The 24,642-nt window shown below is 61.3% G+C and carries 37 protein-coding genes and 1 tRNA gene; 6 read left to right on the top strand and 32 right to left on the bottom strand.

The features are described 5' to 3' along the window. Positions 1 to 64: 64 nt before the first annotated feature. The 27 genes from AOT83_RS04590 to AOT83_RS04455 all read right to left on the bottom strand — a co-directional run bounded on the left by AOT83_RS04590 (position 65) and on the right by AOT83_RS04455 (position 14,080). Entirely contained in the window at positions 65 to 502 is a 438-nt protein-coding gene (locus tag AOT83_RS04590) for a hypothetical protein (protein WP_131726911.1), read from the bottom strand. Next, positions 499 to 837 carry a hypothetical protein gene (locus tag AOT83_RS04585; RefSeq protein ID WP_131726912.1) on the bottom strand — a complete coding sequence of 113 codons (339 nt, stop codon included), beginning with the start codon at positions 835 to 837 and terminating at the stop codon, positions 499 to 501. Before AOT83_RS04585 ends, AOT83_RS04590 begins: the two co-directional genes overlap by 4 nt. A gap of 316 nt (positions 838 to 1,153) precedes the next feature. After that, on the bottom strand, positions 1,154 to 1,687 hold the full coding sequence (locus AOT83_RS04580) for a hypothetical protein (protein WP_057965066.1): 534 nt from the start codon (positions 1,685 to 1,687) through the stop codon (positions 1,154 to 1,156). Positions 1,688 to 1,915: 228 nt separating this feature from the next. After that, positions 1,916 to 2,161 carry a hypothetical protein gene (locus AOT83_RS04570; protein ID WP_057965068.1) on the bottom strand — a complete coding sequence of 82 codons (246 nt, stop codon included), beginning with the start codon at positions 2,159 to 2,161 and terminating at the stop codon, positions 1,916 to 1,918. Continuing rightward, complete coding sequence (locus tag AOT83_RS04565) at positions 2,158 to 2,421, bottom strand: hypothetical protein (RefSeq protein WP_057965069.1); 264 nt, start codon at positions 2,419 to 2,421, stop codon at positions 2,158 to 2,160. The genes AOT83_RS04570 and AOT83_RS04565 overlap by 4 nt, the downstream gene beginning before the upstream one ends. A gap of 2 nt (positions 2,422 to 2,423) precedes the next feature. Beyond that, entirely contained in the window at positions 2,424 to 2,675 is a 252-nt protein-coding gene (locus AOT83_RS04560) for a hypothetical protein (RefSeq protein WP_057965070.1), read from the bottom strand. Beyond that, a complete protein-coding gene (locus tag AOT83_RS28320) occupies positions 2,672 to 2,800 on the bottom strand; it encodes a hypothetical protein (RefSeq protein ID WP_276203388.1) in 129 nt (42 codons plus the stop codon). The genes AOT83_RS04560 and AOT83_RS28320 overlap by 4 nt, the downstream gene beginning before the upstream one ends. A gap of 61 nt (positions 2,801 to 2,861) precedes the next feature. Then, positions 2,862 to 3,161 carry a hypothetical protein gene (locus AOT83_RS04555; protein ID WP_057965071.1) on the bottom strand — a complete coding sequence of 100 codons (300 nt, stop codon included), beginning with the start codon at positions 3,159 to 3,161 and terminating at the stop codon, positions 2,862 to 2,864. Continuing rightward, the gene (locus tag AOT83_RS04550; RefSeq protein ID WP_157858365.1) at positions 3,158 to 3,829 is read right to left on the bottom strand and encodes a bifunctional DNA primase/polymerase; all 672 of its coding nucleotides are present in this window, start codon (positions 3,827 to 3,829) and stop codon (positions 3,158 to 3,160) included. The genes AOT83_RS04555 and AOT83_RS04550 overlap by 4 nt, the downstream gene beginning before the upstream one ends. A 42-nt stretch (positions 3,830 to 3,871) precedes the next feature. Further along, positions 3,872 to 4,108: a hypothetical protein gene (locus AOT83_RS04545; protein WP_057965073.1), complete on the bottom strand. Its 237-nt coding sequence runs from the start codon at positions 4,106 to 4,108 to the stop codon at positions 3,872 to 3,874. 202 nt (positions 4,109 to 4,310) lie between these two features. Beyond that, the gene (locus AOT83_RS04535) at positions 4,311 to 4,793 is read right to left on the bottom strand and encodes a hypothetical protein (protein WP_057965074.1); all 483 of its coding nucleotides are present in this window, start codon (positions 4,791 to 4,793) and stop codon (positions 4,311 to 4,313) included. 181 nt (positions 4,794 to 4,974) lie between these two features. Further along, positions 4,975 to 5,439, bottom strand: a complete 465-nt coding sequence (locus tag AOT83_RS04530) for a hypothetical protein (RefSeq protein WP_057965075.1) — start codon at positions 5,437 to 5,439, stop codon at positions 4,975 to 4,977. 66 nt (positions 5,440 to 5,505) lie between these two features. Then, positions 5,506 to 5,694, bottom strand: coding sequence for a hypothetical protein (locus tag AOT83_RS04525; protein ID WP_057965076.1), 189 nt, complete (start codon positions 5,692 to 5,694; stop codon positions 5,506 to 5,508). Next, entirely contained in the window at positions 5,691 to 6,191 is a 501-nt protein-coding gene (locus tag AOT83_RS04520) for a hypothetical protein (RefSeq protein WP_057965077.1), read from the bottom strand. The genes AOT83_RS04525 and AOT83_RS04520 overlap by 4 nt, the downstream gene beginning before the upstream one ends. Next, entirely contained in the window at positions 6,188 to 6,535 is a 348-nt protein-coding gene (locus tag AOT83_RS04515; protein WP_198530379.1) for a nucleoside triphosphate pyrophosphohydrolase family protein, read from the bottom strand. The genes AOT83_RS04520 and AOT83_RS04515 overlap by 4 nt, the downstream gene beginning before the upstream one ends. Continuing rightward, the gene (locus AOT83_RS04510) at positions 6,532 to 7,512 is read right to left on the bottom strand and encodes an SPFH domain-containing protein (RefSeq protein WP_240483008.1); all 981 of its coding nucleotides are present in this window, start codon (positions 7,510 to 7,512) and stop codon (positions 6,532 to 6,534) included. The genes AOT83_RS04515 and AOT83_RS04510 overlap by 4 nt, the downstream gene beginning before the upstream one ends. 36 nt (positions 7,513 to 7,548) lie before the next feature. Next, positions 7,549 to 8,478, bottom strand: coding sequence for a hypothetical protein (locus AOT83_RS04505; protein WP_057965078.1), 930 nt, complete (start codon positions 8,476 to 8,478; stop codon positions 7,549 to 7,551). Continuing rightward, on the bottom strand, positions 8,475 to 8,747 hold the full coding sequence (locus AOT83_RS04500; protein WP_057965079.1) for a hypothetical protein: 273 nt from the start codon (positions 8,745 to 8,747) through the stop codon (positions 8,475 to 8,477). Before AOT83_RS04500 ends, AOT83_RS04505 begins: the two co-directional genes overlap by 4 nt. After that, positions 8,744 to 9,463 carry a hypothetical protein gene (locus AOT83_RS04495; RefSeq protein ID WP_057965080.1) on the bottom strand — a complete coding sequence of 240 codons (720 nt, stop codon included), beginning with the start codon at positions 9,461 to 9,463 and terminating at the stop codon, positions 8,744 to 8,746. Before AOT83_RS04495 ends, AOT83_RS04500 begins: the two co-directional genes overlap by 4 nt. After that, a complete protein-coding gene (locus tag AOT83_RS04490; RefSeq protein ID WP_057965081.1) occupies positions 9,460 to 9,873 on the bottom strand; it encodes a hypothetical protein in 414 nt (137 codons plus the stop codon). Before AOT83_RS04490 ends, AOT83_RS04495 begins: the two co-directional genes overlap by 4 nt. Continuing rightward, the gene (locus AOT83_RS04485) at positions 9,873 to 10,400 is read right to left on the bottom strand and encodes an exonuclease domain-containing protein (protein ID WP_057965082.1); all 528 of its coding nucleotides are present in this window, start codon (positions 10,398 to 10,400) and stop codon (positions 9,873 to 9,875) included. Before AOT83_RS04485 ends, AOT83_RS04490 begins: the two co-directional genes overlap by 1 nt. Beyond that, the gene (locus AOT83_RS04480) at positions 10,400 to 10,948 is read right to left on the bottom strand and encodes a hypothetical protein (protein ID WP_057965083.1); all 549 of its coding nucleotides are present in this window, start codon (positions 10,946 to 10,948) and stop codon (positions 10,400 to 10,402) included. The genes AOT83_RS04485 and AOT83_RS04480 overlap by 1 nt, the downstream gene beginning before the upstream one ends. Next, positions 10,941 to 11,264 carry a hypothetical protein gene (locus AOT83_RS04475; protein WP_057965084.1) on the bottom strand — a complete coding sequence of 108 codons (324 nt, stop codon included), beginning with the start codon at positions 11,262 to 11,264 and terminating at the stop codon, positions 10,941 to 10,943. The genes AOT83_RS04480 and AOT83_RS04475 overlap by 8 nt, the downstream gene beginning before the upstream one ends. Before the next feature lie 149 nt (positions 11,265 to 11,413). Beyond that, positions 11,414 to 12,181 (bottom strand): hypothetical protein, encoded by a 768-nt coding sequence (locus AOT83_RS04470; RefSeq protein WP_057965085.1) that lies wholly within the window; start codon positions 12,179 to 12,181, stop codon positions 11,414 to 11,416. Then, the gene (dcm, locus tag AOT83_RS26650) at positions 12,178 to 13,533 is read right to left on the bottom strand and encodes a DNA (cytosine-5-)-methyltransferase (protein ID WP_082628277.1); all 1,356 of its coding nucleotides are present in this window, start codon (positions 13,531 to 13,533) and stop codon (positions 12,178 to 12,180) included. The genes AOT83_RS04470 and dcm overlap by 4 nt, the downstream gene beginning before the upstream one ends. Next, a complete protein-coding gene (locus tag AOT83_RS04460; protein WP_240483010.1) occupies positions 13,533 to 13,769 on the bottom strand; it encodes a helix-turn-helix domain-containing protein in 237 nt (78 codons plus the stop codon). Before AOT83_RS04460 ends, dcm begins: the two co-directional genes overlap by 1 nt. Beyond that, the gene (locus AOT83_RS04455) at positions 13,769 to 14,080 is read right to left on the bottom strand and encodes a helix-turn-helix transcriptional regulator (protein ID WP_057979736.1); all 312 of its coding nucleotides are present in this window, start codon (positions 14,078 to 14,080) and stop codon (positions 13,769 to 13,771) included. Before AOT83_RS04455 ends, AOT83_RS04460 begins: the two co-directional genes overlap by 1 nt. 264 nt (positions 14,081 to 14,344) lie before the next feature. Here AOT83_RS04455 and AOT83_RS04450 point away from each other — a divergent pair, with 264 nt between their 5' ends. Beyond that, positions 14,345 to 14,842 (top strand): hypothetical protein, encoded by a 498-nt coding sequence (locus AOT83_RS04450; protein WP_057965087.1) that lies wholly within the window; start codon positions 14,345 to 14,347, stop codon positions 14,840 to 14,842. 425 nt (positions 14,843 to 15,267) lie between these two features. Here AOT83_RS04450 and AOT83_RS04440 read toward each other — a convergent pair whose 3' ends face one another. Continuing rightward, entirely contained in the window at positions 15,268 to 16,767 is a 1,500-nt protein-coding gene (locus AOT83_RS04440) for a site-specific integrase (protein ID WP_240488003.1), read from the bottom strand. A 76-nt stretch (positions 16,768 to 16,843) separates the two neighbouring features. On the opposite strand from AOT83_RS04440, the gene AOT83_RS27770 reads away from it, so the two are divergent. Continuing rightward, positions 16,844 to 16,934, top strand: a tRNA-Ser gene (locus tag AOT83_RS27770). Positions 16,935 to 17,056: 122 nt separating this feature from the next. After that, on the top strand, positions 17,057 to 17,872 hold the full coding sequence (locus tag AOT83_RS04435) for an aldo/keto reductase (protein WP_057965090.1): 816 nt from the start codon (positions 17,057 to 17,059) through the stop codon (positions 17,870 to 17,872). Between the two features lie 6 nt (positions 17,873 to 17,878). Here AOT83_RS04435 and AOT83_RS04430 read toward each other — a convergent pair whose 3' ends face one another. Together AOT83_RS04430 and AOT83_RS04425 are read right to left on the bottom strand one after the other, a co-directional pair. Beyond that, positions 17,879 to 19,327 carry an NAD(P)/FAD-dependent oxidoreductase gene (locus AOT83_RS04430; RefSeq protein WP_057965091.1) on the bottom strand — a complete coding sequence of 483 codons (1,449 nt, stop codon included), beginning with the start codon at positions 19,325 to 19,327 and terminating at the stop codon, positions 17,879 to 17,881. Beyond that, positions 19,324 to 20,181 (bottom strand): SDR family oxidoreductase, encoded by an 858-nt coding sequence (locus AOT83_RS04425; RefSeq protein ID WP_030094988.1) that lies wholly within the window; start codon positions 20,179 to 20,181, stop codon positions 19,324 to 19,326. Before AOT83_RS04425 ends, AOT83_RS04430 begins: the two co-directional genes overlap by 4 nt. An 83-nt stretch (positions 20,182 to 20,264) precedes the next feature. Here AOT83_RS04425 and AOT83_RS04420 point away from each other — a divergent pair, with 83 nt between their 5' ends. The 3 genes from AOT83_RS04420 to AOT83_RS04410 are packed head-to-tail and all read left to right on the top strand — an operon-like array spanning position 20,265 to position 22,725. Then, complete coding sequence (locus AOT83_RS04420) at positions 20,265 to 20,891, top strand: TetR/AcrR family transcriptional regulator (protein WP_046253032.1); 627 nt, start codon at positions 20,265 to 20,267, stop codon at positions 20,889 to 20,891. Positions 20,892 to 20,950: 59 nt separating this feature from the next. Beyond that, positions 20,951 to 22,240: a CBS domain-containing protein gene (locus tag AOT83_RS04415; protein ID WP_057965092.1), complete on the top strand. Its 1,290-nt coding sequence runs from the start codon at positions 20,951 to 20,953 to the stop codon at positions 22,238 to 22,240. Further along, positions 22,237 to 22,725 carry a DUF1003 domain-containing protein gene (locus tag AOT83_RS04410; RefSeq protein ID WP_030094985.1) on the top strand — a complete coding sequence of 163 codons (489 nt, stop codon included), beginning with the start codon at positions 22,237 to 22,239 and terminating at the stop codon, positions 22,723 to 22,725. The genes AOT83_RS04415 and AOT83_RS04410 overlap by 4 nt, the downstream gene beginning before the upstream one ends. A gap of 2 nt (positions 22,726 to 22,727) precedes the next feature. On the opposite strand, the gene AOT83_RS04405 is transcribed toward AOT83_RS04410, so the two are convergent. Continuing rightward, entirely contained in the window at positions 22,728 to 23,384 is a 657-nt protein-coding gene (locus AOT83_RS04405; protein ID WP_030094984.1) for a response regulator transcription factor, read from the bottom strand. Next, positions 23,377 to 24,591 (bottom strand): histidine kinase, encoded by a 1,215-nt coding sequence (locus tag AOT83_RS04400; protein ID WP_030094983.1) that lies wholly within the window; start codon positions 24,589 to 24,591, stop codon positions 23,377 to 23,379. The genes AOT83_RS04405 and AOT83_RS04400 overlap by 8 nt, the downstream gene beginning before the upstream one ends. Positions 24,592 to 24,642 lie beyond the last annotated feature (51 nt).

Genomic DNA, 24,642 nt, shown 5'->3' with positions numbered 1-24,642 from the left:
CCGACTGTCTCGCCGAGTACGCGGTGACCGCGAAACGAGTGCCACCACATTCGCAGCACGAACATCAGACGCCAGCCGCGGCCCTGAACACGTCGTACAACTTGCGGAAACCCAGTCGTTCCAGTTGCGCGCTACTCACCTCGTCGTCGGCGATCGCTTCGAGCGTGCGCCGGAGTGCAGTCAGGCTGACAACGTCTACGGGCCGCACGCGCGGAACAGCATCGTTGAGCGGCACCTTGTCCTTGTACCAGGCGTGATCACGGAGATTGCTGGTACCCATAGCTCGCTCGATCTCCGCGCTCGTGATCGTCTCGTTGTGACGGATCTTCTGAGTGATCATGTCGCGCAGCGCTCTCCAGCGCGGCTGAGACTGCGCATACCAGCGCCCCTCTCGTCTCGTGTTCCATTCCTTGACCTCGCGCGAGTGCCGGGCTTTGTCGTCCTCGTGGGCCTTGAGCGCATCATCTATCGCCTGAATCAGCAAGGCGCGCTTCATTTTCATAGCTGTTGGCTCCTTAGTTGGTTGTCACGTTTACTCAGCCATCCATCGATGTCAGAGACCTGACCGTCCACGTGATAGTTGACGATCTGATCACTGCTCACCGGGTTGTCGTGTTTCTCGGCCAGCACACGGACGGTCGGCCATTCGTCCTGCCCGATCCATCGCATGAGTTCATCCCACGTGCGCGAGCGCTGTGGGTAGTTGGAACGTGAGTCCTGCGTGAGCACCCACCTGTCGCCGTTGCGAATGGCCGCGTAGTTCAATGGCTGTTGGTCATCCTCGCGAACCTTGATGAACGCGACGACCGCGAAGGGCTCGCTCGGTTCGAGCGGCATGCCTGACATTTCCTCGCGCTTAATCTCGGCATCTAGGCTTCGCAGGTAGTTCACAACACCTTCACGTTCAACGCGTAGGCGCTCAATGGTTGTTTTCACTGTCTCCGTATACCTTTCGTTGTGATTCGTTGCAGAGGTAGCAGAGCCTTGCTCTGATGTTGGGATGTCTAAATGGCTTGTCGCACCTCTCGCATAGATGCCACTGAAGTTGGGGAGTATCCGTGGCGGTGGCTCCCAGAACAGCGCGACGTACGCCAGTGATGCGATCGGGATAGCGATGGCCGCGGCCACGGCCACGTGATGTACCAGGCATGGGCTACTCACCGCACCCACCCGCGCCGAAGTCCTGCCACGGGACGAAGCGTGCCGCTGGGTTATACGGCTCCAGTCCCACCATGTACCGCGTCGGGCACCAGAATCCCCACTGGCGCACGCGCCGGCCGGTGATGAGCAGCGTCCAGGCTGGAACATCTTGCACACTCGCACTTCTCGCCCATGAGCCATCCTCGTATCGATCCTGTACCGTGACGGTGTCCAGCTTCACGATGTGCCGATGGACTGCCCGCCGGAACGCCCACGACCAACGCTCGCGCCGGATCACGCCAGTGTCGGTGTGCTCGAAGTAGTGCCCCTTGAGCACCCACGACACGAACCACCATGGGTGGTCATGTGGCGCGCGGTCGTCGTCGCTGTGAATAAACTGGTGGACATAGACATTCAGCAGCGGGTTGCGCGGAATGACGTACCAGCGTTTCAGATACAGCTCACCATGACTGTTGTATATGAGCTGATGAGGCTCACGCCGCAACAGTTTCCGCAGCCAGCGCTTGTTGCTTGGCCCTTGGTTCATCGTCTCATCACCTCTCCCTGAAAATTCATCGTGCATTCGACACGGGCCAATCCGGTATGCACCTCAACTGTTTTCGTGACCTGGTGACCGTGAGAGGCACGGTGGTCGTCCACCCACTCATCACGTGACCGCGCATTCAGGAACGGCTGCGCCTGATTGCAGTCATGGCAGATGCCCATGAACTGCACTTCAGGCTCCCCGGGGAAGCTGTAGACGGTGTGAGACGGTCTAGCCATCGGATGCGCCTCGCTGCTGCGCAAGACGATCCACCGCGACAACCAGTAGGTCGATCAGGCTTTCCATCGTCAGCTCCGGTCGCATCGACGCCCCGATGGCCATCACTCCGGCGATGAACTTCGCGGGGAGTGGCCCGGTTTCCGGCTGCGAAGCGAGCATGACATCAAGCTCCGCACCAACTTTCGCGTACCAGGCGATCGCTTCGGCCTCTTGTACGGGCGTGAACGGGTGCGTCATGACGCCTGCCGCTGTTGCGCCAGGCGGTCGATGGCGAGTACCAGCAGACTGCACAGCTCATTGATCTCGCCCTGCTCGGGGTTCTCATGCATCGTGGCGAACCGCGATGCGATGCTGACCAGTGCTACGTTCCGATTCGGTGTTATCTGACCAATCAGCTCGATGTGGTCGCCGATCATCTCATCGAGTTCCTCGCTTACCTCTTTGAGCCATGTGTCGATCTTCTCGGCGATTGCGGCTGTGAACTCTCCCCCATTCATGACTACGCCATCTCCTGTTGCGCAAGGCGATCCATCGCCATCATGAAGAGGTCGATCAGATCTTCCATCCTCAGGAACTCATCGGTACCGAAGGTCTTGACCGTGATTTTCAGCAGATCGGACAGCATCTTGAGCGGCGGCGTACCGCCATGCTCCTCGCGCATCGAGCGATGCTCCGCGACCATCGCGTCCAACGTCGCCCCGATCCGCTGCACCCACTCCAGCTCTTCCTCAGTGCTCGGTAACAGACTCATGCCGCCACCACCCAGACCAGCGTCTCCGGGTCGAATCCAAGAAGCTTGACCGTCGCCGTGTAGGCGGGCGTCTCGTCGTACTCCGGTAGCCGAATGCCCAGGAATTTGTAGATCCAGTGCTTCATCATTCTCTCCGATTTCGTTGTTGTGATTGTTGATTCGTTGCCCGGTAGTTGACATAGCGATCTAGTCGGGTTTGACGATCGTGAGCGTGGTGGTGCCGTACTGCGGATGGCCCAGTAGGCGCGCGTAGATCTTCTGACGCGCGGTCTCCATCGCCGCGGGATCATTAGTGATGTCGCGGATGATCTTCTGGACCATATTCGTCTGCGACTCCTCGGGAAGCTCATTCTCGTGTCCCTCAGCGGCGTTCATGATGAGCGTGGCCACGCCACTCGCGAAGCCGTCAAGCCAGATGTCCAGCATGACCTCCGGGTTGACCTGCTTGACGATGGGATCTTCGTGAGTGTTCGTTGATTCATTCATTCTTTCTTCTCTCCCTTTACTTTCGGTGACGGCTTGACCGTCCACGACCAGCGGTGCTGGGGATCTATTCGTGATGGCGGCGCGACGACATAGCCACCCACGCCGCGGTAGTCGATACCGGGTGCAATGCGTGCTGAGTTGCCGTCGCCAGTGGGTTCGATGAGTAGGTGCACGCCACCAGATGAGGTGGCCACGCGGCCATGAACATCCGGTACGCGATCCTCATTGAGCATGTCGCGCAACGACAACCAACCATCCGGCACGTCCACATCGATCACATCGAAGTGGATGCCGGTCGGTATGCCGATGTTGCATAGCGGGTGTTTGGTCCAGAACTTCTTGATGCGCTCAGGGTCGGTCGTCGCATCCTTGAATCCGTTCCCGCCGTCCTTTTTCGCGATCGCCGGCCGCTTCCCGCCCACCTCCAGTGGGAACACGGGCCAGCCGTACTCGGTGGCGTAGAAAAGTGCCGAAAGCCCCAGCGCTGGAGGCTGGTCATCGATCGTTTTCAGCTCAGCCTCTATGCGCGCCTCAACCTCATGCTGGTCGCCCAGATAGACCGCCGCGCGCAACTCCTCGGTCAGCAGCTCCACGCGCGTCAAGGTCGGCGCTGGCGCGTTCTCTGCGCACTCCGGGTGCTGACGCTGGTCGTCGTCCGTGACGATCATGAGCGTGTTGCATGAGACGCACGTGGAGTAGGCGAACATCGGTCACCACCCTCGCCGAGGGGTCGGTGAGATCGCCGCCTGATTCTCAAGCCGCTCGATCTCGTCGGCCAGCACCTCAACGCAATTGGCCAGGCCGACGATGAGACCGTTGGTGTTGCCGTTGATCTCGCCGACCAGTCGCCCCGTCAGCTCGCGACCATCGAAGTCCTTGACATCCTTCTCGGCGTCCGTGCGTATCTCGCTGGCGATCTCACGCGCACGAGCGGTCTTAGCGCTCATCCCTGCATTCCCATCAGCCGCTCTGTCTGGATTGCGCTTTCGTCGTCGCGTTTGAACTCGGTGCACAGGCAGCGGCGGTAGACGTGCCCAGACTTCGCGTTGTGTGGGATGTCTGAGCAGTTCGTGCAGCCCAAGCACTGGCCGAATCCAGCCACGTGCGTGTCATCGTCGTGACCGCACTTACAGGTGGGCGCTGGTGCGCTCATGGCACGTAGTGCTTGCCGCGCGGGCCGATGAGAACGTTCTGATCGGGGTGCGCTTTCTTGTGGGCGATCGTCCGCGACAGCATCGACAGCACCATCCGCCGATTGTTGTCTTCATGGAACAGCACCGAAGCCTGATCGTGCGTCAGCCCCAGCAGCTCGCCCGCGCGGTCCCCGATGAACACCTCACCACGACCACCCTTGGGGATCACGTAGTCGATCTCCACTGGTGACCCGACATCGACGAAGCGCAGCGAGTGGGCATTGACTACACCGATGTCACCGACGATCTGGCAGGCCCATCCGGCTACACAGGCCGCGGTTGGACACTCCACCACGAGACGACCGCTTCGGCGCTTCTTGATCAAGTTGGGGTCATTGACCACCGTCGCCCACAACGTCTGATCATGCGCCCTTGGCTCTTCCATGATCTTGTCGTGGACCTTCTGCATGAGGTCGATGTTGATCTCAAGTGTCTTCATCTCATTCTCCGCGTTGGTTTGTCGTTGTATGTCAATAGTTTTGGATGGCGCGCCCCGCCCCGACCGCCAGCGATTGGGACCTGAAACCAATCACTATGGTCGGGATCGGGAGCGGGGCGCGCCTGCCGAGACGAGCAGATCGGGGCGGGGGGGTTGATCCGCTTCTAGCCTCGGCCGCTTATCAGAACGGTGGTTCCGCGCTGTTGTTCGACCACGGGTCATCCGCAGGCGCGGCCCCCGCGGCAGCCGGTGCGGCCGTGTTCTGCTGGAACTTGTCGCTCGCGAGATACTTTCGCGCCAGTGCCTTCTCGTCGTCCGTCGGCTCGCTCAGCGTCCAGGGTGGCTTCTGCCCGGGCTTGGGTACACCCTTGCCGAGGCGACCGAGGTTGAAACGGCCAGTTCCGATGTTGCCCTTGATCTGACCTTGCAGCACCAGCGGGAAGACGTACCCGTTGCGGTACACCGAACCAGCCTCCGGGCCGTCCAGCACGTGAACGTTGGCCTCGATGGCATCCTTCGGGCCATAGTTCTTGGTCGGCACTCCCACCTTCAGCTCAAGTGGCTGGACAAGCAACAAGCGCTTCTCCAGGTCCTCCCAGTTGATGACATCGGCCGAGCCCGGACCGTCGAACAGGTCATCACTCATTGGTTGATCCTTTCATTCCTGGTAGTTGATACGCGCGGCGCACGTATCCCGTTCCGGCGCAGCCGGTTACGGCTTGGTGTCGAGCGGCTTGAACTGCAAGCCCGCTAGGTTGGCCTCGACCTCTGTGATGTGAAAACCCCTCTCACGCGCGCGCCTGATCATGGCTATCTGCGCATTCAGGCGTCGCGTCTGTGCGTTGTCTCCGGTCACTCGGTCATACCTGTCTCTGTAGCCGTAGCGCTTGTGTGTGGTCATGTGATGACCGCCTTCGGTGCGCCCTCGCGTGTCTTAGTGCGGAAGATGTACCCGCAGCCGCACTGATAGACCAGATGCGTTGGCGTGTCGGCGTCCTGGTCCACGCTCTCGGCGGCCCCGAGCCATTCGGAATACCTCACGAAGCCGTTTGGCCCGTACGCGCCACCAGCCATGAAGGGGGACCCATGTGCCGTGTAGGACTTCGTGAATGGCGTTTCCGGTTCGACCCATCCGACGAGGTGAACCTGAATATCCTCAAGCTTCTCGTCACACATCGGGCAGTGTGAGATGGAACCGAATGCAGGAAGCGTCAGGAATGCCACCGCGCGCTCACTCTTACGTGTCAGCGCTAGCGTCCGTTGTAGCCTCTCGCGGGTCTCCGCGTGGTGCTTACGCTCCTGTTCGCGCGCAGCGTCGGCGATGCCAACACCTTTCGCCGCCTTGTCGGCGCGCTCGCGCTCGCTGGCGACCAGGCGCAGCAGCCGCTTTTTCTTCATCGCGAATCACCGGACCCTTGCAGCGTGCCGCGTTCAGAACGCGAAGCCAGCTTGGCAATGTTGAGACCCGCGATCGACTCAAGATCAGCGCCGAGCTGTGTCGCCGTCTGGGCGACGTACCAGAGCACGTCACCCAGCTCGAAAATGATGCGCAGCCGCGCATCATCGGTGATCACACCACCGTCGTCGCGCAATACCTTCTTGGCCTTGTTCGCGATCTCACCAGCCTCACCAGCGAGACCTAGTGCGATGTAGGCCAATCCGTTGGCGTTGTCCGCCTCGCCGGCGCCTGGGTATATCGCCGTTTCCGCCGCCCGGCGCTGGTACTCGTCAAGGGTGATCATCGGACAGGCACCGTCGGGATCGCGCCGTTGATCGGCCAGCAGCCCGCGGTAGGCTGACCCTTCTCCAGCGACTTCTGGATGCAGTACATGATGATGACGTTCGGATCATTGGACACCGACGACGCCAGGATCTTATTGGCGTCGGCCTGCGCTTGTGCCGTCTGCTTAGCCTGCTCGGCCACCGCGGTGTTGGCCTTCTCGGCGTTGAACTGGTTGATCTTGTCTTCGGTCTGCTGGTCGTAGTCGATGATCGGCACGTTGACCTCAAGTACGTCGATTTGCGCACTGATCTTGTCGTTGAGACGCTTCTGGACCTCCCGCGACAAAGTGCCCAGGTCAGCGCCATTGGTGGCGTTCTTGGGTGTGAGGGGATCGAATGACGCGAAGGTCTCATTCATGGCGGACTGGAGCGAGCGTGTGACGAGGTTAGACTTCACGTTGTCGAACGTCTTGTACTGGACGAAGAGCACATCGGCGGCGTCAGCCTTGATCTGCCAGCGCACGTTGACATCAGCGTCAGCGGTGGAGTTGTTGCCGAGGCGAATCTTCACGCGGTGGTCGCCGTTGAACACGTCGTTTTGAATCGCGCCGTCCATCTCAGTCACGTTCGACCACGGAAGCTTAGGGTGTAGGCCGTTCTGGAGCGTTGTGCCGGAGGGCTTTCCAAAGATGGTCACGATGCCGACGCTGCGAGTCGCGACAATCGTGAAGCATCCGAAGGCCAGGATGACCGCCGCTAGCGCGAGAATGGCAGTGCCGACGATGATCGTCATCTTCGACGTACCGCGGTTCTCGGCTACGCGGTCGGCCTGGTTCTCCCAGTCGCGCAGCTTGTACGTGTAGTCATAGTCATTGGACCCATCCTTCTCGGGCTTGGGGCCGACGCTGCCGGATTTGCGCAGCATCCACAGACCGACCCCGATGATCGGGACCGCGATAGACGCCAGGACAATGAACGTCCACATCTGCCAGCTCATTTCATACCTTCCGTTGATGGTGTCGTTGTGTTTTGATTACGCCGCGCCGAGTTCGGTCAGGCGCCGTTTGACGACGACCTTGAACGCATCGTCAATCGCGTCCTCCTCGTAGGCGGTCTGCCAGAGGTCGCGAAGTTCTTCCACGCTGGTGCAGGCCAGCGCGAGCGGGATCAGCGGATCGTCCTCACTGATGGGGACAAACAGACCGCTCTCGCTACGCCAGTCCCAGACCTGCTTGGCGAGCTGGCACGCCTTCCAGCCGCGCGAGATGTCCACCCAGTGCAGCTCGCACTTGCCCTCACCGGATGGCAGATGAATGACGATGGCGCGGTCCTGGTCGATCTCAAAGCCGTCAACCTGGTCGCCGTCGGCGGTGTATGCCGTGCTGCGCGAGTACGCGCCGAGCTGCATCGAGATCTCACGCTCAGACCAGGTGATGTCACCCGTCTTGACGTCGATGATGTAGTACTTCCCCTGGTACTCGCCCACGCGGTCTGGGGTGCCGGCGACCTGCCAGTCATGCAGGACGCGCATCATCTCAATCTGCTTGTATTTCAGACCGTTTGCATCGCGGCACTTCTCATAAGCCTCAATGTCCCCGACGAACGCCGACGGGATGGAACCCAATGGCTCTCCGCGGTCCACACGCTCGCACAGCTTGTGCAGCGCCGTCCCGGTGGTCGACTTGGACGATGATCGCGCGTGCTCCATCGCCTTGTGCGCTACATCGTTGAGCGTCCCCTTGTCATCCTGCGTGCACGACGCGGCGGCCAGCACCAGATCTTCACGCTGCCCCAACCCGAGCGCCACCTGGCGCAGCTTCCACTTCTCCAGGTTGTAGGTGTCTTCGAGTACGTTGATGAACTTGGTGGTCCGGCGGTAAGCCTTGAGCTTGCCGTCTGGCTGCTTGATCTTCGGTCGGCCCCAGCCGTCACGCGGGATGTCGTTGGTGAACTGATCACTCATCGAAACTCCCCCTTGTATAGGCCAGCGTCCGACAGGTCAGCAAGCGCTTGAGCCTGATTCATGATCTGCTCGCGTGCGATGGCCATCACCTCGTCGCGCGGCACTGGCGCGAATACGACTGTCGTGTTATCACTTTCGCTGTCGTACGCCGCTGACACGGGTCGCCAGAAGATGCCGCGAGAGCACGGTCCCAGCAGTTGTGGGGTGTTGGCGACCTCGCGCGCGTCACCGTCGTAGACGGCCCGGCGACGAGCTGGGACTTCGTTCACTCAGACACCTGCTGACGACTCGGGACCAGGCTGGCCAGTCCGACCGCTGCCTTGTTCTGTGCGTCCGAGTGGATGCCCAAGCCGATCTCAGCCAGCCAGGCGCGCAGTCCACCGCGGTCATTCGGCACGAGCGCCGCCAGCGCTACCGTGAGTACTTGCAGCTCATGGCGATTGCGCTTCTCCAGCGCTTTCCAGACCTCCTCGGGGTCATCCTCACGAATCTCGCTGACGAGCTTGTACGCCTCATCAAGCACGCGACCGCAGACCTTGACGTGAGCGCCGCTCTGGTTGTGCACCTTGACGGCTCCGCGCGGTGCGCGGTAGATACCGAGCGCCTTCTGAATGATCATCGCCTGGTCAGATGTGCTAGGCCGCAAGATCATCGCGACGTGCGCCAGGGCTAACTCGCTGTAGCGCGTCGGCTGCGTCACGCTACCGGGCATGTATCCAGCCTCGATCAGCTCTTCGTAGTACTGACGCGCGATGTTAGTCAGCGTCGATCGGCTGATACTGAAATAGTCGCAGACCTCGGGGATGGTCATCGTTCCTGCGACCACCGGGAACTCGATGCCGAGGTCCGCCAGGCGCTCCAGCGCGACCGCTGACAGCGCCTCACGCCGACGCTTCCAGTAGAGCTTAGTGCGCGATTTACGCTCGCCGTCAGTCGTTTTCAGCACGCCGGTCGTCATGTCGTCGGTTACCAGTGCGAGTGTCATGCGATCTCCTCAATGTCCGTCAAGGACTCCCCGTCTTCTAGGGCGATGATGACTAGCGGGTCCCTAACTCGGTGAAACGGGACGATGCGGAACTTCACGTCCCACACCGGGGGTGTGTCGTGCTGGTCTACCGTCTCGGTGCCGACGTAGACCGCCCAGTCGTCAACTTCGTCCCAGTGCGTTGACAGCAATAGGCGTCGCCCCTGACTGGTCACCAGTGCGTACGTGCCGGAGCGCAACGGCCAGTCGCTCCCGTTCATACGAAGGAACAACTGATGGTCCTGCGCTCCGGCCTCCACGATCAGGTTGTTGCCCGCGGTCAGCCAGTTGTCGATCTCTACGCGCGCCTCCATGTCTTGCGACGGAAGCTGTTGCATGAGTTGGCCGAACCACTCTTTGAGTTTTCCCATCATCGACTCCGAGGTCCCAGCGCGGCGGCCCGGAAGCATGCCGCGGTCGCCCTGGCGTCGTCTAGGGCGCTGTGTTCAGTGCCCGTGTCCACTGATAGCGATACGCACACGTCGTGCAGACCGCGAATGTCGCTCGGGTCGAATCCCAGCGCGCCACTGACGTACGCGCACACATCGGCCAGCCGGTAGTGCCAAGACTCCGCGTAGCCTGCCGCCCTGACCAGCATGTCGGCGTCGAACCGCGGGTTAGCGCCGCCGAGCCTGTTGTCTTTCAGCATGCCGAATAGCTCGCGATAGGCTTGGACGTTGTCAGCTGGACTCTTGAGCATCTTGCGGAACACGCCACGCTCGTAATACCTGTTGATACGCAACGCTTCCGGGTCGGCCAACATCATCTGATCAGGCTTGATGTGGGGCACAAAGTAGAGTTCCTGGCCGGTGGCGACGTTGACCGCCGCCACCTCCAGGATCGAGTGAACATCGGTGTCAAGGCCTGTGGTCTCCAGGTCCACCACGATCAGGTCCATCAGTTCTCCGCCGCCTTTGATACCGGGGTGGTGACGACCGTGGGGACGTGGACGATTGTCCAGTCACCGCCGATCACGTACCGCGGGTCAACACTGTCGCTACCGAAGACGTTTTCATCCTGCGGTAGTCCGACGCTCATTCCCAAGTGGTGAGTCAGCAGGTGATGGATGAACGCCATCGCCTCAAACTTGCCTTCTGGGTTGATGCGCGCGAATTCCCAGCCGTCCAGCGTTTTCAGGCCAGCGACGATCGCGAACGGGTGATCATCCATGCGACTGAAAATGATGCTGCCACTGGGGCACTCATCCGGCCGTGTCTTGTCCGGCCCGATGATTGTCATCGACGGATCGCGGCAGACGATCCACGTCATATCCAGGTCGCCCATTATCTCCTCGTCGGTGGACGGCTCCTGGGTGATCTTCAGCGTGCTCGATTCGGTGACCTGCATGAGATACCAGCCGTCCTCAGCGCGCAGACCGAAGACGGCGTGGTTGTCGTTGTCCGGGCAGATGGTGAACACCATTGAGCCCGTTGGATACTCACGCATGGTCGGCCACCTCCTCATCCTCGTCGGTAATCAACGGCGCGGTGGGAATGTGCACGATGGTCACGACCATCGGCTTGGGTCCCTGCTGGAGCTCGTGGAAGTCCTGGTCGCTGATGACCGGGATCGAATGGCCAGCCAATAGCGCAAGACCCAACTTCTGAGGCTCCATGAACATGGTGAAATTGCCACGCTCAGCGACGCCGGAAAGGTTCCAGCCGTTGGCGTCTCGCAGTAGTACTGAGACATGGTTGTCGTTGCGTGGGCATACCCAGTACGCGATGGTGCCGCTGGGGTATGTCGGGTAGTTGGTGTCCATCAGAACGCCCCCACTCGGATCAGGTACGCCGCCGCGACGATCGGCCCGGTCATGGCCAACATCAGCCAGGACGCGTAGTCGCCGAAAGTCATTTCCTTGGATGACATCTCATTCCTTCCATTCGTTGGTGTCGTTGTTGTGATGCCCTTCTAGGAGGCCGACAGCTCCGCTAGCCGTCGTTTGCATGCCTCTTTGAAGCTGGGGGTGAGCGCGATGTTCTTGTGCGCTCGCATGTACAGGTCGCGCAGCTCTTCGATGTCCTTCGCGCGTGCCGCGAGTACGTCGAACCGCTTGCGTGTCCTGTTGGAAAAGTTGTCAAACTGGCCGCGACGGCGGTACGCCTGCGTGCTTTTGGGCCGATCATCGGGACGCCTGACAGGCGCGATGTAATCCTTGATGGTGCGCTTATGTAGCTCAGACAGCTTGTGTGCCAGCGACACATCGCCCCATCCGCGTAGCAAGTTGACCCAGTGCACGGTGGCCTTCTTGGCACCCTCGGGGATGTGCACGATCAGCCCGCGGTCAATGTCCAGCGGTAGACCCTTGATGCGCTTCTTAGCCCCGGAGTCGTAGCTCTTGCCTCGCGCGGCCAACGCCATGAGTGCGATCATCGAGCGGTGGCACTCTGCGCCCGTCTCGATGCCCATCAGGTAGAAGTTGTGGCGGTAGTACACGATTCGGTCGGGAATCACGATCGCTTTGAGCTGGTCGTGGACGAAGGTCGGAAGGATGCTGACCATCTCCATCTCAGCGGTGGCGACCTGGTATGCCTTGAGGTCGGCCCGGTCGATCGCAGCGAGATCCTTGCCCTCGTCGTTGGCAGTCAGCAGCTCGAAAAGGTTGGTCGGCTCGCTCCAGGTCAACCCCAGTGGCTCCAGTAGTTCGGCCGCGGGTATGTACTGATCGACGGTGCTCATGCCGCCATCGCCGTATTCAGCTCAGCCAGCAGGTCGGCCAGCATCCAGCGCAGCGCGCCGGCAGCCTGTTGCGGTACAACTCCATTGCCGCAGATGCGCAGTTGCGCGCGCCGTGAGAGTCCTTCGATGTTGACCCAATCCAGCGGCCAGCCCATCATCCACTCGGAGAACCGCGGGTTGAGCTGGGGCGACCCGTTGCCGGGCACCACGGGATAGGGTGCGGGCCGGAAAAGTGTCTCCCAACGCTTGACGGCAGGGTCGTACTGATGCCATTCCGGCTCGTTGTAGGCAACCGCGAGGTCGACCATCTGGACAATCGACGCGCCAATGCCGAAACTGCGCCGACGATCTGGGTGATAACCCTTGCGGTCACCATCGGTGGCCATCGGCGTGGGCATCAGCGCGAACGTGTCATCGATGGCGGTGCGAAGATCAGGCCCGCCCGTGCCGTGATGGCACGCACCGCTATTGCCGTCACTCGCGCGCGGTGTCGGGAACAGCTCTTTGACCAGACCAGTCAGCAGTGGTTTTCCCGCGCTGTTGTGGGTGTTGTTCTGGAGCGCAATAGGCGTGGGTAGCAGCGGATCAGGACGCCCCTTGAGATCTGGCCGATCAGGCACAGGATCATGACCCGTCGCGTATTGCGCGACGTACGGCAGCATCAGATGCTTAGACCCACGGGTGTAGTAGCCAGCGGTCGGCGTTGGAAGTAGATCGCCAGACTCGACGATTAGTCCAGGATGGACCCCTGATTCGGATCGGATTGCTTCTTCGACTTCTGCCGCCGTGAGGTCGGCGCGATAGGCAAGGATGAAGACTCGCTCGCGCTGATGCGGGGGGCCGAACCATGACGCGGGTACAGTCCTCCAGCTCGCGTTGTACCCGAGTCCGGCCAGGTCTCCGAGAACGGCTCCGGCTGCGTTGAGTGCAGGTTGTCCTGCGTCTTCTCCCAGGTCTGAGTCGTTGGGTTCCATGTTGCGATTGGCGGTTGCACTGAGCAGTCCCCTCACGTTCTCGATGACGACGAACTTCGGGCGAAGCACAGAGATGGCCTCGGCGAAGTACGACCAGAGGCCCGAGCGCGTCCCCTCGGTAAGCCCCTTGCGAACACCCGCGCAACTCACGTCCTGACATGGGAAACCGCCGCACAGGATGTCAACACCCTCTACCGTCGTCCAGTCCACGGTGGTCACGTCGATCAAGTTGGGTAAACCCGGAAATCGGGCCACGAGCACCTTCTGAGCGTCTTTGTTGAATTCGCAGACCCAGACGGTCTCAGCGTCGAAGATGGATGCGACACCAAGATCCAGGCCTCCGGCGCCCGAAAATAGTGAACCGAGTTTCAGCGCCATCAGTGCCCCCGACTCTCTGGGGGCTCCCAGGAGGGAAGCTCGGCAGCAAATCTCCGCAACTCTTCGGGTGTGAACATCACGCGTCCGTCTAACACTCGGGGATTGATACGACCTGTCCTAATGAGTTCATTGAGCTTGTTCAGGGAGATCTCACCCAGCGCCGCAGCGGCGACCTTCTTGGGTACGAATATCGGTTCCATTCCGACGTTGATCTCACCCGTGATCAGATCGGACATCAGCTCGCCTGCTGGTTGGTACGTCGTTGTCTGGTAATTGACGAGGCGGGCTGAAAAAGATTCGACATCTTCACGCCGAGAGACACCGAAATCGCCTGCGCCACTTCGATAGAGAAGGTTCGGCAACGATCGGGGTCGCCGCTGAGGAGGTGGCCGATGAAAGACGGGTGCTTGCCGATCCTTTGAGCCAGGTTACGGGCCGTCATCAGCTTCTCAGGCTCAGGACCAACCAGGCTGCGCAGCAGCTGTAAGTTCTTGACCTCGACAGATCTGACATCGTGCGCCACGTTTTCACAGCCCTTCAGCGCCACCTCATAACGATGTGGTGACTAGTAGGTGAACGGGATGCGTAGATCATCAACTACTAGCTATCGCTCTGTCAACCACTGATATGCCGTGTCTAGCGAATCTACTAGCCCGCCACGCGGGTGGACTAACGAAGCCCTGCGCGCTGAGCAGTGATGTTGTAAAGTTCAGCAACCACGAGCTACTAGTTGCATTACCGGTAATTTCAAGATCAAATAGAGCTGATAGGGCCGCTAACTACTAGTGACCACCGACGATCGGAAGACAAGATGCCTATAACCAACGCGAGTAGCGATGAGGATGGGTTGACTCTCCAAGACCTGATACTCACGCTCAAGGGTGATCGGACATACAAGGACCTAGAGGAGGCCAGCGGCGGAGTCGTGAAGGCGCAACGCTGGAACCAGATCACCAATGGGATCAAGGTCAAGGAGTTCCCAGAACCCGCATCGATAGAAGGTATGGCTCGCGCGCTCAACGTGAAGCTCGATGTCATATTGCTGTCGATAGCCCGATCTGTCGGCCTACCCGTCGAAGAAGACGTCTCACGACTGGCGGCCATGCTGCCCCCTGGCGCCGAAAAATTGGGTGACGCTCAACTCGGTCTCATGCTGTCGCTCTTGCGCGAGATGATCAAAGCGAGCGAAAATGATGACAACGGGGACGCTGAGAGTGCCCCAAAAGTATTGGGCTCCAAGACTAAGCCGGAGCCCGAAGCCCCGAAGAAGGCGACTCGTCGGACCAAGGGCAGAACACCCAACCAGTAGCAGGCTCAGCAGAGTAGACGAATACCGCCTGGTTGCCGCTTCGGTCCATTTCTCATGTCGATCGGAGCGGCGCAGGGACGCTCCTGCCATGACAAATCGATAGGCACCGACACATGGGTTAGTAGGCCATCATCGGTTTCTATCCATACGTCCTCGTGTCGAAGCGTGTAGAACTGAACCGCGAGCTGCGCGGCGTTGACGCGCCGACAGGGGATCACCACCACCGATCCCGTGACAAGCTGAACCAGCTGACCGATGTACACCATCGCGTGTGGCCCGACGTGGTGATATACGACCTCACCGACAGAGGGGTATATGGCTACAAACAAGATCATCCCCTGTTCCATACGCCACAAGCGCCCCACAGCCGTGGCAACGATGCTTTACGGCGCGCAGCCTGCCAATTGACAGCCCCCGCGTGGGACTCAATGTAGCGCTGGATTCAACAACTTGGTCAGTTTTGACAATGCTGCCTTTGTCAGCCTCTGGTCCACGTGGACGTAACCGCGATGCGCGACAACAGAACTCTGACCCATAATCGCCATCCGCACATCTTCTGGAACCTTGAGTTCCATCAAAAGCGTTGCGGCAGTGTGCCTTGCCGCATAGAGCATTCTGCTAGGCAAATCTGGGATTTCCGAGTCTCCAGATTCGATCTCAATTTCATTACAGTCGGTACCGGATTCATCAAACTCGAATCCGGCAGCCACCATGAGCGCGTGCCATCGCTCATTCATCTCCGTGGGGCCATACGGCCGACCGTCATCATGAGCCCAGACCAGGTCTAGATGTCCGGGCTTCTGACGCTCTAATCGCAAGCGCAACATAGTTTCCAGTGGCTTGATGAGCGGAAGAGTACGTTTACCCGCAGCCGTCTTAGGGCGTGTCCACACCTGTGTGCCGTGGCAGGGGCGGTACTCGAAGCCGGGTTGGAAGTCGTACTCCGCCGCTGGGCACCAAGCCGCGCGCTTTCGCTTGCAGGGGTATGCGCCATCTTCGTTGGGCTCTCCGCACCCGTGCCTCTTATTCGTCAGCTCTTGTAACTGCCAGGACAGATCCAAGACTTTGTTGTCGAAGTCGACCCGGCTCCACTCAAGGCCGTTTAGTTCGCTCGGGCGCGCCACCGTCAGGAACGCGAAACTCCAACGATCCGCCAGAGGGTCATTCAAGTCGATCGCGGTCCGCATGATGTGCTTGGCCTCGGGCGCAGTAAACGGTTGAATCTCCGCAGTCACATGGCTGGGCTTCTTGACCATCGTGGCGACGTTGCGCTCAAGCACCCCTTCGTTGATCGCACCCTTGAGCGCCTTCTGAAGAATCTGGTGCGCCTTGACCGCGTTCCGTGTCGAGCCCGTTTCGTTGATCTTCTTGATTACCGCGCGAACATCCTCGGGTGTCAGCTTGGCGAGCTGCTTCTGGCCGATGTGCGGCTTGATCAGAAGGCGAATCCCCGATTCGTAGTAGCGGTAGGTCTTTGGCTTCACGTTCGGCTTGTGGATAGTTTCAAGCCAGTGATCGAGCCATTGGCCGACTGTGATCTTGGGCGACTGGATGATGTTCCCCTTGGCGATGTCCTCCAGCAGCTTTTTGCGCCGATCTAGCGCAGTACCGCGGTCCTTCGCTGAGACCGTTTTTCGCCTCTGTTTGCCATCTGCACCCGGCACGGTCACCGCGCAGACCCACATACCATCCCCGCGCTTGTACGGCTTACCTTCGCCACGTCCCGCGCGCTGGCGTGGTGTCAGGTGCCACTCTCCACAGTCACATTCGTACGGCTTTACGGCCTTCGGTGGGGTCCTGTAGCGACGCGTCAGCTCATCGGCGGCTGCGGCCTTATCGGGATAGCCCTTGAGTTGAGGGGTCGGGCATCGCATGGCTGGATCTCCGTCGTTGTCGTAACGAGTCGGCAAATGCGTTGCGAGCACCTGCCGCTGTAGCTTAGCTGTAGCTAAAGGTATGCATACTATGTTGCACTATAGTATTCAGCATTGGGCTTGACCTGCGTATATAAGGGGTATCCGCAGATCAATTCTACTGCACTCGCTGACTCTTAATCAGCGGGTCCGGGGTTCGAGCCCCTGACGGCGCACCACCAGAAACGCCCCACTCCCAGCATCGGGAGCGGGGCGTTTCATTTACCCCCGAGCCCCCCGGGAATACTCCGCGACGCCCCGCGTTGGGTTGACCGTGACGGTTCCCCAGATAGTCCCCAACGTGACGCTCAATTCCGGTACCACGATTCCCCAGCTCGGCTATGGCGTCTGGCAAGTGCCCAGTGACGAAGCCGAGGCGGCGGTATCGACCGCCCTGCAGGTCGGATACCGGAGCATCGACACCGCGAAGGTGTACGAGAACGAGGAGGGCACAGGACGCGCCATCGCGCAGTCCGGGGTTCCCCGTGGGGATGTCTTCCTGACCACCAAGCTGTGGAATGCCGATCAGGGCTATGACAGCGCGCTACGCGCGTTTGACGCCTCCCTGGAGCGGCTGGGGACCGATTATGTGGACCTGTACCTGATCCACTGGCCGGTGCCTGAACTCGACGAGTACGTGGCCAGCTTCAAGGCTCTGCAGCGGATCCAGGCCGACGGCCGAGCCAAGGCCATCGGGGTCAGCAATTTCACCGTCGAGAATCTCCAGCGGCTGATCGATGAAACCGGAGAAGTGCCTGCTCTCAACCAGATCGAGCTGCATCCCCGGTTCACCCAGCCCGAGCTGCGCGCCTTCCACGCCGAGTACGGCATTCTCACCGAGGCCTGGTCGCCACTTGGCCAGGGCACGATCCTGGATAACCCGACCATTGGCGCCATCGCCGAGGGCCACGGGGTGAGCGCAGCGCAGGTGATCCTGCGTTGGCATCTTCAGCTGGGCAACGTCGTCATTCCCAAGTCGGTGACGCCGGCGCGCATCGCGGCCAACTTCGATGTGTTCGGATTCGAACTCGGCACCGACGAGGTGGAGCGCATCACCGGGCTCGACGCGGCCGACGGTCGCATCGGCCCCGATCCGTCGACGTTCAATCTGCGCTAACGCGCGTCACTGCACGATGTAGTGACTCTCCTCGGGTGAGGCGAGCATGCGCTCCATGGTCTTTCGATCGAAGGGCCACAGGTCTACCGATCCGTCTTCGGTGAGATACCAGGAGTTGCACCCGGTCGCCCACACCGTGGGTTTCATCGCCTCACGCGCCTGGATGTTGAACTCATCGGTCGCCTCGCGGCTCACTTCAACCGTGGTGATCTCGCCACGGGCGAAGCGATGTAGCCAGCTGATGATGTATTCGGCGGTGCGCTCGGCCGTGTGCTGAAGCCAGATCGATCCGGTCGGCGAGTTGGGGCCGAGCACGGTGAAGAAGTTCGGGAAGCCGGGGATGGCGGTCATCCGGTACGCCTTGGGCCCCTTTTCCCATGCCTCATCAATCGAATATCCTTCTTTGCCAACCAGATTCATCGGCCGCATGTAGTTGTGCGCCTGAAATCCGGTGGCCAGCACAATCACGTCGAATTCGCGCTCGGCACCGTCGACCGTCACAATGCCGCTTGGCGTGACCCTGTCGATGCGGTCGGTGACGATCTCGACATTCGGCTTCTGGACAGCGCGATGGAACGACCCGGACAAGACCTGCCGCTTGCACAACGGCTCGTAATCCGGGGTCAGTTTTTGACGCAACTCCTTGTCGCGGATCAGGTGCAGGCACGCCCGCGCGTACTGCTGCACCAGCCGCCGACCCCAGCTGGGCCGGGTCACGATGTTCACCAACGCGTCGGTGCCCGTCAACGCACTGAATCGCACGATGCGTTCGGTGGGCAACGCCTCCAGCAGCTTGGAGACGAACTTCGGCTGCCGCATCGCCATCGGTGCCCACAGCACCCATTGCGGTGTCCGGATGAATGAGGTCACCTGCTCGACGATGGGCTGCATCGCCGAAACCACTTGCACCCCAGTAGAGCCCGTTCCAATCGCGGCGACACGCTTTCCTTCCAGCTGCACCGAGTCATCCCACCGCGCGGTGTGCACCACCTTGCCGCGGAAGCTGTCGAGCCCTGGGATGTCGGGGATGTTCGGGTGGTGCAGCACGCCGGTGGCGGCAATCAGAAAATCGCATTCCAGCACCTCCCCCGCCGCGGTGGTAACCCGCCAGCCCGTACCGGTGAACTCTGCGGCGGTGACCTCCTGCCCACACCGAATATGAGACATGACGCCCAGATCCTCGGCGACCGTGCGGTGATACGCCTGAATCTCTGGACCGGTGGCGAAGAGCCGTGGCCAGTCCGTGCGTGGCGCAAAGGGGTACTGATAGGCCTGGGAGGGCACATCGCAGGTCAGCCCCGGATATCGGTTCCAATACCAGACGCCACCGACGTCATCGCCCTTCTCCAGGATGGTGAAATCATCGAAACCAGCCTCTATGAGTTTGTGCCCCACCGCGATTCCGGCCATGCCGGCGCCGACGACAACAACTCTGGGACTGCGCCGTTCGCTCACTTCTGGTGCTCCTTGCTCTGCCGCTCGATGCGTTCGATGTACGCGCCGCGGGCGTTCAGGTCCAGTGAGGTCAATGCGCGACGGTCGTCGATGAGCCGGCGGCCAAGTCGCTCAAGTGGTTCGGGTACAAACAGATCCACCAGCCCCCACCCGAACGCGAGCCAGCCCGGCACCGAGATCTGCGCGCGACGAGTGTCGACACTGCGCACGATCGCGGCCGCCACATCCTCGGGATCGACGGTCGGCATCCCCTTGCCCAGCGGCGCGCCCGAGGCCAACTCGGTGCGGACCGCGCTCGGCAGCACCGAGCTGATGCTGACGCCGCTGTCTGCGTACTCCTTACGGAGCGCCACGGAAAGCCCGACCGCACCGAACTTGGACGCGTTGTAGGTGACCATGCCGGGGACGGCCAGCTTGCCTGCCATGGACGCCACGTTGACGATGTGCCCACGCCCCCGCGCCACCATCTCGGGCAACGCGGCCCGCGCACCGTTGAGCGGACCGCGCACGTTCACATCGAGAATCAGATCGGTGGTGCGTTCGTTCTCTTCGACAAATCCGCCCAGCGGCATCACGCCCGCGTTGTTGATCAGGATGTCGATCGGGCCCGACTCGGCGCGCACCCGATCAAGAAACGCGGCCCAGGACTCGGGCTTGGTGACATCGAGGACGCCCGACTGTGCACGCGGAATCGTGTCCGCGGTCTCTTTGGCGACCACGTCATCGACATCGCCGATCCAGACATCGGCCCCCTTATCGGCGAAAAGACGCGCGGTGGCAGCACCGATTCCCCTGGCTCCACCGGTGATGACGACCACCGCGCCTGGCAGCTCAATCTTCGGATAACGACTCACATCAACCTCCAACGGAATGGCTTGTCAGTTTCGGAATGATATGTCATTCTCGACAAGTGTCAAGGTCGGTAGGATCGCCGCTTATGACGTCCAGCCCGTCCACACTCAGTCGCGCCGAGCGCAAGAAGCTCGAGATGCGGCAAGAGATTCTGGACGCGGCGTTCGCGTGCTTCTCCGAGCAGGGCTACCACGCGACCGGCGTCGCGGATATCGCCGGGCGGATCGGGATCGGCCATGGGACCTTCTACCGGTACTTCAAGAGCAAGCGGGACATCATCGAGCATGTCATCGACGACGTCACCGAACAGATCTTTCAGGCGATCGGCGCGGAAAACGCCGCGGGGCTGGCCGACGATATCGAGCAGTACCGCCAGCAGTCGGTGCGTATCGGTGCCGCGCTCGCGGACCTGTTCCGGGACAACCCCCAGTTGCCGCTGCTTCTGCTGGAAGCGGGCTCGGTCGACAACGAGCTACGCGAGCGCGTCTTCGGAATGCTCTCCACAAGTGACCAACTGACCGAGGCCTACCTGCGTCACGGGGTCGAAAAAGGCTATCTGCGTGCCGATCTCGATACGGAGTACACCGCCCGAGCTGTGACCGGGATGATTCTGGCCACCGGTCTGCACGCCTCACGGGGCGGCGAGGTGCAGGACAGTGAGCGATTCTCGGCCGCCGTCATCGCCCTCATGTACGGCGGAATCGGCACCTAGGCACCCAACTCACGACACCGGCGCAGGGCGCCGCAAGGCCTACCCCCTAACCTTGCACCATGGCCGCAGTGAGCAAGGTGTTCGCAGCCAGGCTCTCAGGCCTGGTGGTTCTCGGCCCGGACGGCGAGTCGATCGGACGGGTGCGCGATGTCGTGATCGCGATTGGCGTTGCCCGAAAACAGCCGCGGGTCATCGGCCTGGTCGTTGAAATGCTTACGCGCCGAAGAATATTCGTGCCCATGCTGCGCGTCACCGCCATCGAGCCCGGATCGGTAACGCTGAACACAGGAAACGTCTCACTGCGCCGTTTCGAACAGCGCCCCAGCGAGGCGCTGGTGCTCGGGCAAGTACTGGACACCACGGTGCGCACCGATGACCCCGAGCTCGAACAGTTCGAAGGTGTCGACCTCGTCGTGGTTGATCTGGGCCTTGAGCAGACCCGCACCCGCGACTGGGTGGTCACCCGGGTGGCCGTGCGCAGCCCACGACGACTGGGCCGGCGTAGCGGCGTACAGGTCACCGGATGGAACCACATCCACGGATTGACGCCGTCGGCGCTCAACCTGCCCGGACAAGGCGTGGCCCAGCTCATGCTCCAGTTCGAGGGCATGCGTCCCGTCGAGGTGGCCGATGCCATCCGTGAGCTTCCACCTAAACGGCGTGACGAGGTGCTGGGCGCCTTCGACGACGAGCGGCTGGCCGACATCCTCCAGGAGCTTCCCGAGGATGATCAGGCCGAGGTGCTCACCAAGCTGGAAGACGAGCGCGCCGCCGACGTGCTGGAGGCCATGGACCCCGACGACGCCGCCGACCTGCTGGGCGAACTGCCGCCCGCAGAGGCCGAATCGCTTCTGGCGCTGATGGATCCGGAGGACTCCGAGCCCGTCCGACGGCTGCTGACCCACTCCCCCAACACTGCCGGCGGCATGATGACCCCGGAACCGGTGATCCTGAGCCCCAACACCACGGTGGCAGAAGCCCTTGCCCGCGTGCGTGATCCGGATCTGACCCCCGCGCTGTCCTCGCTGATCTTCGTGGTCCGGCCACCCACTGCGACACCCACCGGGCGCTATCTCGGATGCGTCCACCTGCAGCGGCTGCTGCGTGAGCCCCCCTATGCGATGGTCGGCGGCATTCTCGATACCGATCTGCCCTACCTGGATGCCGAGGCGCCGTTGGCCGAGGTCACCCGTTACTTCGCCGCGTACAACCTGGTGTGCGGTCCCGTGATCGACAGGGAGAACCACTTGCTCGGCGCCGTTACGGTCGACGACGTACTGGATCACTTGATGCCCGACGGCTGGCGCGCCGACGAACCCGAGAGCGTGACGGGAGGTAACCGTTCGTGAGCGACGCATCGGCGCGGCAGCGGCTCGATACTCCACGGACCTCCCGGCGTCTGTCGCTCGGCCTCGATGTCGAGGCAGTCGGCCGGGTCAGCGAGAACATCGCCCGGTTCCTGGGCACGGGACGTTATCTCGCCATGCAGACGGTGTTCGTCATCGTCTGGATCATCCTGAACCTCTTCGCGGTGGGCTTCCAATGGGATCCCTATCCCTTCATCCTGCTCAACCTTGCTTTCTCCACCCAGGCCGCCTACGCCGCGCCCCTGATCCTGCTGGCCCAGAACCGCCAGGAGAACCGCGACCGGGTGTCGCTGGAAGAGGACCGCAGGCGCGCTGAACAAACCAAGGCCGATACCGAATATCTGGCTCGGGAGCTGGCGGCACTGCGGCTCGCGGTGGGCGAGGTCGCCACCCGCGACTATCTGCGCCGTGAGCTTGAAGAATTGCACGAAGCCATCGAGGGGCTTCGCGTAAAAGAGACCCAGTAACCCTATTTGGGCGTCACGATGCCGTGGTCGTAGGCGTACACGATGGCCGCGGCCCTATCTCGCAGATCGAGTTTGACGAAAATTCGGCCAATGTGGCTCTTGACCGTCACCTCGGATATCACCAGCTGCTCAGCGATTTCGGAGTTGTTCGCACCGGATGCGATGAGCGCCAACACATCCAGCTCCCGCACGGTGAGTTTGTCCTCGGCGGCACCGGTGCTGGCGGCGGGCGCGCGTCGATAGGCACTGAGAACCCGCGAGGTTACCGACGGATCCAGATATGCCTCACCACGGGCGACCGCATGCACGGCGCGGACCAGCTCTTCTGCCGGAGAATCTTTGAGAATGAACCCGGCGGCGCCGGCACGCAGCGCACCGGAGAGCAGCTCGTCGTCGTCAAATGTAGTCAGTGCCAATGCCGGCGGCCCCTCGGAGGCGTGCAGCAATCGGATCGCCTCGATACCGCTCATCTGCTTCATACGCAGATCCATGATCACCACATCGGGCCGCGCCTGGGTGACCGCCGCTGCTACCTCACTGCCATCCGCGCACTCCCCGACAATCGCGAATCCGTCCTTGCGACGCAAAATCCGGCGCAGTCCTGTGCGCACCAATTCCTGATCGTCGACCAGCAGCACGCCCACTTCGGTATCAGTCATGACGCCATAACACCTTTCGCCGCACGCGGCACGGAGCCCCATCGGTTTCCAATGGGACGCTGGCCGAAACTGTCCAGCCGTCCTCCGCCCGTCCGGCACGGAATTCGCCGCCGAGCATCTCAATGCGCTGCCGCATGCCTGCGAGCCCGCCTCCCGAGCACACATCGTGGGGTAATCCCGCAGCCAGGTCGTTACTCACGGTCAAACTGGCCGCCGACCCGTTGATATCAAGGAGAACCGCCGCCGACGACCTTGGCGAATGCTTGGCGATATTGGCCAAAGATTCCTGAGCCACGCGGTACAGCGCCAAACCCACTCCAGCGCTGACGGACTCACCCGACCCGTAGATATGCGATTCCACTGCCATCCCCGCCGCCGTGAAATCAGCGACCAGATCAGGTATATCGGAGATGCCGGGTTCTGGAGACAGCCGCATCGGCTCGGTTCCGCCGGGTCCAGTGCTCAACAACCCCACCGTGCCGCGGATATCCGACATCGCCTGACGCCCAAGACGTTCGGCATCGAGCAATCCGGCGACGGCATCATCGACATCGTGATCCTCCTGCAATGCCCGCCGCGCCCCGGTCAGATGAAGCATCGTCACGGACAGGGAATGCGCTATCACGTCATGGATTTCACGTGCGATGCGGCGTCGTTCATCGGAAGCTGCCTGCTCCAGCATGCGCACCTGCTGTGCGCGTTCCTGTAAAAGCAGGCGTTGTTGTAGTTGCATGATGCGCCCGATCAACCACCCGCAGAGCACAAAGAACACCATGTATAGCGAGAAGGTCCCAAGGTGATGCAGCTGTTCGGCCGCCACGAGCAGTGCCACACAGGCGCCAACCGCGAGAAGACCAGCGCGCACCGACGCGATGGCTCCCACTTCCCCGAGCGTGAACATCAGCAGGAAGGGCGCACCATCGACGACATTGGCCGGCCAGGTGAGAAATAGCCCAACCCCCGCCAGCGCGAACGCCACGGTCCAGAACGCGTTCAGCTTGCGACCAGCGATGATGAACGACAGTATCGGGGTCAACGCGAGCAGGGCCGCTAAGGCCAGCAGCCACGGACGGGTGAAACCTCGCTGCAGGACAGAGCAACCCACGATGAGCAGCGTGCTGCTGTACATGACCAGCGGCACAGCCCACGGAAATTCATACGGCACCAGAGCACGGCGCTGCAACGCAGTCTCCCGGAACCAATCCATAGCGCCAGCGTAGAGGCGGTCAGGACGTCACACATCATGCTTCGCGCGGAT

This window comes from Mycobacteroides sp. H001 (assembly GCF_001440005.1).
Classification (GTDB): domain Bacteria; phylum Actinomycetota; class Actinomycetes; order Mycobacteriales; family Mycobacteriaceae; genus Mycobacterium; species Mycobacterium gwanakae.
The sequence above is the reverse complement of the archived record's forward strand: the minus strand, read 5'-3'. Positions and strand labels throughout refer to the sequence as shown.

Excerpts from the sequence above, each read along its gene's own strand:
- AOT83_RS04590 (WP_131726911.1), bottom strand. The coding sequence starts at position 502 with ATGAAAATGAAGCGCGCCTTGCTGATTCAGGCGATAGATGATGCGCTC.
- AOT83_RS04585 (WP_131726912.1), bottom strand. The coding sequence starts at position 837 with ATGCCGCTCGAACCGAGCGAGCCCTTCGCGGTCGTCGCGTTCATCAAG.
- AOT83_RS04580 (WP_057965066.1), bottom strand. The coding sequence starts at position 1,687 with ATGAACCAAGGGCCAAGCAACAAGCGCTGGCTGCGGAAACTGTTGCGG.
- AOT83_RS04570 (WP_057965068.1), bottom strand. The coding sequence starts at position 2,161 with ATGACGCACCCGTTCACGCCCGTACAAGAGGCCGAAGCGATCGCCTGG.
- AOT83_RS04565 (WP_057965069.1), bottom strand. The coding sequence starts at position 2,421 with ATGAATGGGGGAGAGTTCACAGCCGCAATCGCCGAGAAGATCGACACA.
- AOT83_RS04560 (WP_057965070.1), bottom strand. The coding sequence starts at position 2,675 with ATGAGTCTGTTACCGAGCACTGAGGAAGAGCTGGAGTGGGTGCAGCGG.
- AOT83_RS28320 (WP_276203388.1), bottom strand. The coding sequence starts at position 2,800 with ATGAAGCACTGGATCTACAAATTCCTGGGCATTCGGCTACCGGAGTAC.
- AOT83_RS04555 (WP_057965071.1), bottom strand. The coding sequence starts at position 3,161 with ATGAATGAATCAACGAACACTCACGAAGATCCCATCGTCAAGCAGGTC.
- AOT83_RS04550 (WP_157858365.1), bottom strand. The coding sequence starts at position 3,829 with ATGATCGTCACGGACGACGACCAGCGTCAGCACCCGGAGTGCGCAGAG.
- AOT83_RS04545 (WP_057965073.1), bottom strand. The coding sequence starts at position 4,108 with ATGAGCGCTAAGACCGCTCGTGCGCGTGAGATCGCCAGCGAGATACGC.
- AOT83_RS04535 (WP_057965074.1), bottom strand. The coding sequence starts at position 4,793 with ATGAAGACACTTGAGATCAACATCGACCTCATGCAGAAGGTCCACGAC.
- AOT83_RS04530 (WP_057965075.1), bottom strand. The coding sequence starts at position 5,439 with ATGAGTGATGACCTGTTCGACGGTCCGGGCTCGGCCGATGTCATCAAC.
- AOT83_RS04525 (WP_057965076.1), bottom strand. The coding sequence starts at position 5,694 with ATGACCACACACAAGCGCTACGGCTACAGAGACAGGTATGACCGAGTG.
- AOT83_RS04520 (WP_057965077.1), bottom strand. The coding sequence starts at position 6,191 with ATGAAGAAAAAGCGGCTGCTGCGCCTGGTCGCCAGCGAGCGCGAGCGC.
- AOT83_RS04515 (WP_198530379.1), bottom strand. The coding sequence starts at position 6,535 with ATGATCACCCTTGACGAGTACCAGCGCCGGGCGGCGGAAACGGCGATA.
- AOT83_RS04510 (WP_240483008.1), bottom strand. The coding sequence starts at position 7,512 with ATGAGCTGGCAGATGTGGACGTTCATTGTCCTGGCGTCTATCGCGGTC.
- AOT83_RS04505 (WP_057965078.1), bottom strand. The coding sequence starts at position 8,478 with ATGAGTGATCAGTTCACCAACGACATCCCGCGTGACGGCTGGGGCCGA.
- AOT83_RS04495 (WP_057965080.1), bottom strand. The coding sequence starts at position 9,463 with ATGACACTCGCACTGGTAACCGACGACATGACGACCGGCGTGCTGAAA.
- AOT83_RS04490 (WP_057965081.1), bottom strand. The coding sequence starts at position 9,873 with ATGGGAAAACTCAAAGAGTGGTTCGGCCAACTCATGCAACAGCTTCCG.
- AOT83_RS04485 (WP_057965082.1), bottom strand. The coding sequence starts at position 10,400 with ATGGACCTGATCGTGGTGGACCTGGAGACCACAGGCCTTGACACCGAT.
- AOT83_RS04480 (WP_057965083.1), bottom strand. The coding sequence starts at position 10,948 with ATGCGTGAGTATCCAACGGGCTCAATGGTGTTCACCATCTGCCCGGAC.
- AOT83_RS04475 (WP_057965084.1), bottom strand. The coding sequence starts at position 11,264 with ATGGACACCAACTACCCGACATACCCCAGCGGCACCATCGCGTACTGG.
- AOT83_RS04470 (WP_057965085.1), bottom strand. The coding sequence starts at position 12,181 with ATGAGCACCGTCGATCAGTACATACCCGCGGCCGAACTACTGGAGCCA.
- dcm (WP_082628277.1), bottom strand. The coding sequence starts at position 13,533 with ATGGCGCTGAAACTCGGTTCACTATTTTCGGGCGCCGGAGGCCTGGAT.
- AOT83_RS04460 (WP_240483010.1), bottom strand. The coding sequence starts at position 13,769 with ATGTCCGATCTGATCACGGGTGAGATCAACGTCGGAATGGAACCGATA.
- AOT83_RS04450 (WP_057965087.1), top strand. The coding sequence starts at position 14,345 with ATGCCTATAACCAACGCGAGTAGCGATGAGGATGGGTTGACTCTCCAA.
- AOT83_RS04420 (WP_046253032.1), top strand. The coding sequence starts at position 20,265 with ATGACGTCCAGCCCGTCCACACTCAGTCGCGCCGAGCGCAAGAAGCTC.
- AOT83_RS04415 (WP_057965092.1), top strand. The coding sequence starts at position 20,951 with ATGGCCGCAGTGAGCAAGGTGTTCGCAGCCAGGCTCTCAGGCCTGGTG.
- AOT83_RS04405 (WP_030094984.1), bottom strand. The coding sequence starts at position 23,384 with ATGACTGATACCGAAGTGGGCGTGCTGCTGGTCGACGATCAGGAATTG.
- AOT83_RS04400 (WP_030094983.1), bottom strand. The coding sequence starts at position 24,591 with ATGGATTGGTTCCGGGAGACTGCGTTGCAGCGCCGTGCTCTGGTGCCG.